Origin of the sequence: Pseudomonas brassicae (genome assembly GCF_010671725.1) — a bacterium.
Lineage (GTDB): Bacteria > Pseudomonadota > Gammaproteobacteria > Pseudomonadales > Pseudomonadaceae > Aquipseudomonas > Aquipseudomonas brassicae.
In genome coordinates, this window is record NZ_JAAHBU010000417.1 from 1 (window position 1) to 6206 (window position 6206).

Genomic DNA, 6206 nt, shown 5'->3' on the forward strand with positions numbered 1-6206 from the left:
GCGCTCGATCTTGAGGGCGCGGGTGGATTCACGGCATGCACCTTCAAGGCCTGATGCGATTTCAAGGCATGCCTCTTCAGGCCTGATGCGATTTCAAGGCATGCCTCTTCAGGCCTTGATGTGATTTCAAGGCCTTGGAGGTTCGCCCGCAGATTTCAGTGGGGCTACCAGGCACCAGCCAACACATCTCCAGCGCCCCTGAAATCGAGCGCAACACGCTCTAGCCCTGCACAAGAACATTAATTAGAATCAGTCTCATTTGAATCATCCTTCGTGCAGGCTCTTGACATGACTGAAGCAGTGACGCCGACCGCGCCTACCCTGGAGGCCCTGTACCGCGAGCATCGCAGTTGGCTGGAAAACTGGCTGCGCCGGCGCATGGGCAACGCCTGGGATGCCGCCGACCTGAGCCAGGATACCTTCCTGCGGGTGTTCTGCAGTACCCAGCCACTGGCCGAAGTGCACGAACCTCGCGCCTATCTGCTGACCGTGGGCAAACGCCTGCTGAGCAATTTCTATACCCGCCGCACGCTCGAACAGGCCTACCTCGACGCGCTGGCCAACCTGCCACCCGACAACGTGCCTTCCCCCGAAAAGCGCTGGCTGCTGCTCGAAACCCTGCAAGCACTGGACGAACTGCTCGACGGCCTGTCCAGCCAGGTGCGCCGGCGTTCCTGCTGAGCCAGCTCGAAGGCCTGGGTTATCGCGCTATCGCCGAGCGCCTGCACGTGTCTGAGCGTACGGTCAAGCGCTACATGGCCCACGCCTACGAGCATTGCCTGATGGCAGACCTGTGATGCGCACACAACCGTCGAGCGACGCCCGTGAGGTCGCCCGCGCAGCCGCCCGCTGGCTGGCGCTGCTGGAGTCCGGCAGCGCCAGCGAGGGCGACCAGCGCAAGCTGCACGCCTGGCGCAACCAGTGCAGCAGCCACGAACACGCCTGGCAAAAGGCGCAAGCCCTGCGCCAACGTTTCAGCGGCCTGCCCACACAACTGGCCCTGGCCACCCTCGATCGCCCCGACCCCAACCGCCGCGCCCTGCTCAAGGGCACCCTCGGCCTGGCCGTGATGCTGCCCGCCGGCTGGCTGCTGGCACGACAACTGCCACTGGAGGCCTGGCGCGCCGATGTGCACACCGGCACCGGCGAACAGCGCCAGCTGACCCTGGCCGATGGCAGTACGCTACACCTGGACACAGCAAGCGCCGTCGATGTCGACCTCGGCAGCCGGCAACTGCGCCTGGTGCGCGGGGAGATCGCGCTCAAGGTCAGCGACGCCGCGCCGCTGGCGATTCAGGCACCGTACGGGCGCATCCTGGTCAGCCATAGCGAGGCCTGTGTGCGGCTTAACCCACACACCTGCGAGGTCTCGGTACTCAACGGCAGCGTGCAGGTACAACCGTTGCACGGCCCAGCACGCTCGCTGCACGCGGGCCAACGCCTCAGCCTGCGCGCCAGCGGTGCCGGCCCGGCGAGCACGTTCGATGTGCAACTGCCGGGCTGGCGTGAAGGGGTGTTGATGGCTCAGGACCAGCCGCTGGGCGATTTCCTGCGCGAGCTCGACCGCTACCGCCCTGGCGTGCTGCGCTGGGAGCCGGCGCTGGAGGCACTACGTGTGACCGGCAGCTTTCGCCTCGACAACACCGATCGCGTGCTGTCGCTGCTGGCGGCGAGCCTGCCGCTGGAGGTGCAGTCGCGCACGCGTTACTGGACAACGCTGGTCGCGCGCCCGGCGCCCAACAGCCTGGGTTGAAACGGCGCGTGGGCACCCCAGGTCTGGGGCCATCGCACTTTTTGCGGTTTTTCGGCTCTATTCATGGCCACGCCGCGCTGATCCCCAGCGTGGCCCGTGAATCCAGACCCGGTGCCGATGGTTTATCCGTTGACTGTTTTTCCCACGAGGGCGTCGCGCCAACTGATGGCCTGCGCACTCATCCTGTGTATCAGTGCCTGTAGCCAGCAGCAAGGGCGCGACATCGCCACGCAGCTGGGCAAGGGCAAGCCACAGGAACTGTTCCAGACCAGCGTCGACCGCATGGCGACCCTGTCGATGCAGGCCAACCTGCAAAGCCTCTACCTGCTGATGGGCAAGCTGTACCTGCGCAACCCCAACCAGTGGCGCCAGGCCGGCTACGCCGATGCGGCCAGCGCCGAGCGGCAGATCCGCCAGGCCATCGAGCAACGCCAGGGCCTGCCCAACCTGGGCGAACGCCGCGACCTGGCAGCGCTCAGCTACGCGCTCAGCCCGGAGTTCCAGGGCGACCGCGTGGGTGCGTTCATCTATGCCATCGGCAGCATGCTGGTGACCGCCCATGGCGGGCGCACCGAATTCTTCATCACCGACACCATCGATCCGCAGTTCGTCAGCAATGCCGCGCGCAATATCGAGAAGGCTACCTGGCTGCTGAGCCAGCGCCAGGACGCCAATGGCGTGCTGCTGCTGTTTTCCAACGAGATATCGGAGGAGGGCAGCAACCTGAGCTTTGCCGTGGAGTTCGGCAAGATCGTCGCGCGCCTGGACCTGCTGACGCAGATGCTCGACGAGCGCTACCGGCGCATCGGCCTGAACTACGCGCAAAGCCTGTTGCTGATGAACTTCCTGCCGGTGCAGTGAGGCGTCTGGCCTGCAGCGCGACTGAACCATCGCCGACCCTCCCGACCTAACCCAATACCATTCGGGAGGTGACGCATGCAAAACAACGGTTATATCTGGATCACGCTGGCGGTCGTTCTGGCACTGGTCGAACTGTGGGCGATCAGGACCATCATCACCAGCAAGGGCCGCGCCGAACGCAAGATGCTGTGGATCGTGCTGATCGTGTTCGTGCCGCTGCTGGGGCTGATCGTCTGGGGTGTGGCGGGGCCCAAGGCAATCAACAACGCCCAGGCCGGCAATTAACCCAAGGGTGCTTGCAGCAGTTGGTCGATGGCCTGGCGGTAGCGTTTGCCTGCCAGGCTCATGCTGTTGTTATGGGTGGCGCCGGGCACCAGCAGCAGGGTCTTGGGCTGTTGGGCGGCCTCGAACAGTTGCTCGCTGAAGCGCGGCGGCACGAAGCGGTCGTCCAGGCCGTGCACCACCAGTAGCGGCATGCCGATGCTGGCGATCTTGTCGATGGAATCGAATTTCTGCGACAGCAACCAGCGCACCGGCAGCGAGGTATTGGCCACTGCCGCCGCCACATCGCCCAGTGACGTGAAGCTGGACTCTATGATCAGGCCGCGCGCGGGTAACGGACGTTTGTCACGCCGCGCCTGTTGCGCCAGCTCGGCCGCCAGGTCGACGGCCACCGCGCCGCCCAGCGAGTGCCCGTAGATGAGGCGCTTGGCCGCGTTGGGCTGCAGTTCGGCCAGTCGCGCCCAGGCCACTTGCGCGTCTTCATACACGCTGGCCTCCGAAGGCAGGTCGCCGCGGCTCTGGCCGAAACCGCGGTAGTCGATGGCCAGCACCGAGTAGCCCAGTGCGTGCAGCTGCTGGATGCGAAACAACTGGCCGGTGAGGTTCCAGCGTACCCCGTGCAGGTACAGGATCGCGGGGGCGTCGGCGCGTCTGGCCGGCCACCACCAGGCATGGATGTTCTGGTCGGCCTTGAATGCCGTGGGCCGTAGCTCCAGTTCCTGGACGCCGTCGGGCAGGCCACGGTACCAACTGGCATTGCCGGGTTCGATGCGAAACACCAGCTCGCGTTCCTTGTGCTCCAGCACCGCGCAGCCTGCCGGCAGCCCAATGAGCAGCGCCGCCATGCCAAGCAATGCCAACCAGCGGCGTGTAGAGGTCTTGAACAGGGAAGTGGAGGCCATGGGCGATTCAACGTGACAGGACAAAGACGCGTTGTAGCAGATGTACAAACGCGCTGGGAAGAAACCTCCCCAACGGCGCGTCAACACGTTGCCAGATGATGCAAGCAAAGAATGCAAACGCACCCAAGGAGTACAAATGTATCCTTTGCATGAATCGGTCACCGATTACAGCGTGCGCAGGAACTCGGACACCTTCGCCAGGCCGGTCTGCAGCACCTCGGTACTGTTCGCATAGCCGATGCGCACATAGCCTTCGATATCCAGCGCACTGCCTGGCGTGAACATCACGCCCTTGGCATCGAGCAGGCGCACGCAGAAGTCGCGTGACGGCAGCTCGACATCGATCTTCAGCAGCGCGGTGGTGCCCGAACGTGGCTTGACGTAGCTGACCTTCGGCTCGGCGGCCACCCAGGCCTCCAGGATCGCCAGGTTGGTGCGGGTCAGCGCGTGGTTGCGGGCCAGGATCTTGTCGCGGTGCTCCAGGGCGATGCAGGCGAAGTGGTCATCGAGCATGCCGACGCTGATGGTGTTGTAGTCGCGGTGGATCGACACGGCGTGGATCAGCTCCTGCGGCGCCACGATCCAGCCAAGGCGCAGGCCGGCCAGCGAATAGGCCTTGGACATGCTGGCGGTGCTGATGCCTTTGTCGTACAGGTCGGCGATCGATACGGTGTAGCCGTCGCCGGCCTGGTCGGTACCGCGGTACACCTCGTCACACAGCAGCCAGGCATCCACCGAACGGGCGACCTCGACGATCTGCTCCAGCAGCGCGCGGTCCATCAGGGCGCCGGTCGGGTTGTTGGGGTTGTTCAGCGCGATCAGGCGGGTGTCGGGGCGCACCAGCTCGCGCAGTTCCTGCAGGTCGGGCAGGAACGCGTTTTCCTCGCGCAGGCGCAGGATCGACACCTCGGCGCCGTAGCTGGCCGGTATCGAATAATGCTGCTGGTAGGTCGGGCCCACCGAGATCACATGGTCGCCCGGTTCCACCAGGGTCTCGTGTACCAGTGCGTTTGCGCCGATAGCGCCGTGGGTGATGATCACGTTTTCGGGCTGCTGCTGGTCGTACAGCCCTGCTACCAGTGTGCGCAAGCGGTCGGAGCCCTCGATGGCGCCGTAGGTCATTTTCATCGGCAGCAGTTCGGCCAGAATGCTGTCCTTCTTGCCGGCGAAGTCCAGCAACTGCTCCAGGGTGATGGATTCCACGCAGGTTTCGGCCAGGTTGTACTCGCACTTGGTTTCGTACGCGTTCATCCAGATTTCTACGCCAAATTCTCGGATCTTCATGTTGCTTCTCTTGTTTTCAGGGGAGTGGGAAAGTGGGTTGCACGCGGTGGATCAGGGTGTCCGGCGCAGTGCGGGCAAAGCGGTTGTGCCGGGTTTGCGTGCCGCGCGGGCCTTGAGTAGCTGCGTGGCGTAGTAGCCGACGTAGCACACGGCGATAAACGGCCGGCTCACATACAGGGCAATACGCTGCTCGGGGTCGAAGGCGATGCCGACACAGGCCAGCAACGCCGGCCACGGCCAGTGCGCCGAGGCAGGTCATCACGCAGTAGATCATCAGTGCGCCCAGGGTATAGGCGATCACCGCGCCGAGTGGGCCAGCCTGGCTGACGGTAAAGCCGGAGGCCAGAAACAATGACAACGCCCCATGAACACCCTGAACCGCGCAATGGCTTTCGCAAGGACATGCAGCCACGCCACCTGGTGATGCTCGCCATCGGCGGTACCATCGGCACCGGCCTGTTGTTATCTCACGAGTGCGAAGTCGCGGGCACGTCAGCCTGCACAGGGCTGCGAACCTTGCCTGGGGATATTTATAGCCTAAAAGTCCACGATAGACAAATAATCTATAAAAAGTGAGAATTCTGCTTTCTCAACCACCTGCAAAGGAGTTTCACCATGTCTATCGAGCGTCAGCTGAGCGATGCACGTATGAGTGCCATCGTTGTGCACAGCGGTACTGTCTATCTGTCGGGTGAGGTGGCCAATGACCTGTCGGGTGATATCTGCCAGCAGACCCGCGAGACCCTTGCCAACATCGAGGGGTTGCTGGACGGGGCGGGTACGGACAAGACACGCGTGTTGTCGGCGACGATCTACCTGAAGGACATCGATGCGGATTTTGCGGGCATGAACAGCGTGAGGGACGGATGGTTACCGTTGGGGGTAGCGCCGGCGCGGGCGGCGGTGCAGGCGAAGATGTGTGATCCGGGCTTTCTGGTGGAGATCAGCGTGATTGCTGCGTTGGGGTGAGGGGGGAAGGCCAGCGCCTGGTACCTGGTAGCTCCAATTGAGGGCTACTGCCTGGTACCTGGTAGCGCCACAGAGGTCTACTGCCTGACACCCAAGGCTGACAACGCCGATCTGTCAGCCTGGTACGTTGCAACAAATGTGGGAACTGCGGTTCG

General features: G+C 63.6%; 7 protein-coding genes and 2 pseudogenes. 5 read left to right on the forward strand and 4 right to left on the reverse strand.

What is annotated here, in order from left to right; translation table 11 throughout:
• The first annotated feature begins 288 nt into the window (after nt 1-288).
• From G3436_RS23150 to G3436_RS23165, 4 genes and pseudogenes are all read left to right on the forward strand, one after another.
• A pseudogene (locus G3436_RS23150) lies at nt 289-797 on the forward strand (sigma-70 family RNA polymerase sigma factor).
• Entirely contained in the window at nt 797-1753 is a 957-nt protein-coding gene (locus G3436_RS23155; protein ID WP_163949933.1) for a FecR domain-containing protein, read from the forward strand. Before G3436_RS23150 ends, G3436_RS23155 begins: the two are co-directional and overlap by 1 nt.
• A 165-nt stretch (nt 1754-1918) precedes the next feature.
• Nucleotides 1919-2614: a hypothetical protein gene (locus tag G3436_RS23160; RefSeq protein ID WP_420801246.1), complete on the forward strand. Its 696-nt coding sequence runs from the start codon at nt 1919-1921 to the stop codon at nt 2612-2614.
• Between the two features lie 75 nt (nt 2615-2689).
• Nucleotides 2690-2899: a PLD nuclease N-terminal domain-containing protein gene (locus tag G3436_RS23165; RefSeq protein WP_163949935.1), complete on the forward strand. Its 210-nt coding sequence runs from the start codon at nt 2690-2692 to the stop codon at nt 2897-2899.
• On the opposite strand, the gene G3436_RS23170 is transcribed toward G3436_RS23165, so the two are convergent.
• From G3436_RS23170 to G3436_RS27985, 4 genes and pseudogenes are all read right to left on the reverse strand, one after another.
• Nucleotides 2896-3798, reverse strand: coding sequence for an alpha/beta hydrolase (locus G3436_RS23170; RefSeq protein ID WP_163949937.1), 903 nt, complete (start codon nt 3796-3798; stop codon nt 2896-2898). The genes G3436_RS23165 and G3436_RS23170 overlap by 4 nt on opposite strands.
• 165 nt (nt 3799-3963) lie before the next feature.
• Nucleotides 3964-5082 (reverse strand): aminotransferase, encoded by a 1119-nt coding sequence (locus G3436_RS23175; RefSeq protein WP_163949940.1) that lies wholly within the window; start codon nt 5080-5082, stop codon nt 3964-3966.
• Nucleotides 5083-5133: 51 nt separating this feature from the next.
• A complete protein-coding gene (locus G3436_RS27980; protein ID WP_243667273.1) occupies nt 5134-5307 on the reverse strand; it encodes a hypothetical protein in 174 nt (57 codons plus the stop codon).
• A 7-nt stretch (nt 5308-5314) separates the two neighbouring features.
• Nucleotides 5315-5494 (reverse strand): annotated as a pseudogene (locus tag G3436_RS27985) (hypothetical protein); the annotation flags it as partial.
• A 203-nt stretch (nt 5495-5697) separates the two neighbouring features.
• On the opposite strand from G3436_RS27985, the gene G3436_RS23185 reads away from it, so the two are divergent.
• Complete coding sequence (locus tag G3436_RS23185; RefSeq protein ID WP_163949946.1) at nt 5698-6051, forward strand: RidA family protein; 354 nt, start codon at nt 5698-5700, stop codon at nt 6049-6051.
• Nucleotides 6052-6206: the final 155 nt, after the last annotated feature.